The sequence below is a fragment of the Ochrobactrum sp. SFR4 genome, assembly GCF_019730395.1.
Classification (GTDB): Bacteria; Pseudomonadota; Alphaproteobacteria; order Rhizobiales; family Rhizobiaceae; genus Pseudochrobactrum.
Genome location: NZ_JAAPBB010000202.1, coordinates 1 through 459, shown reverse-complemented (window position 1 = coordinate 459; position 459 = coordinate 1). Strand labels below are relative to the sequence as shown.

Genomic DNA, 459 nt, shown 5'->3' with positions numbered 1-459 from the left:
TAAAACCCGTCTGCGTCCGATCCTGATGACAACTGCTGCTATGGCGCTCGGTGTTGTACCTCTGATGATGGCATCCGGTGCTGGTGCTGCTGCCCGTCAGGCGATGGGGCTGGTGATCTTTACCGGTCTGGTTGTGGGTACAGTGTTCACATTGTTTGTGGTGCCAATGTTCTACACTCTGATTTCTGCGAAGACTGTTAAACCTCTGGTTTCGGTTCCGACAGAAGAAGAGCTGAAGGCAGAAGTACAATCTGCTCACCATTAATGTGGCAGAGAACAATAAAGAAAAGGCCGGTCCTGTGACCGGCCTTTTCTTGTTTGGCAGGGTGTGCAGATCACATTTGCGCGAAATTTGAGGAAAATAATCAGGCTTGTGATTTTGCACTCTGGCATTTTGTAGTCTCTGCTATATATATAATGGCATGACAAAATTATCCGTACTTGATCTGGCGCCGATCA

Annotated in this window: 1 protein-coding gene; it reads left to right on the top strand. The window is 47.9% G+C overall.

What is annotated here, in order from left to right:
- Nucleotides 1–265: efflux RND transporter permease subunit (locus HBA93_RS18605; RefSeq protein ID WP_221724290.1), on the top strand; the 265-nt coding region annotated here is incomplete at its 5' end.
- Between the last annotated feature and the right edge of the window lie 194 nt (nucleotides 266–459).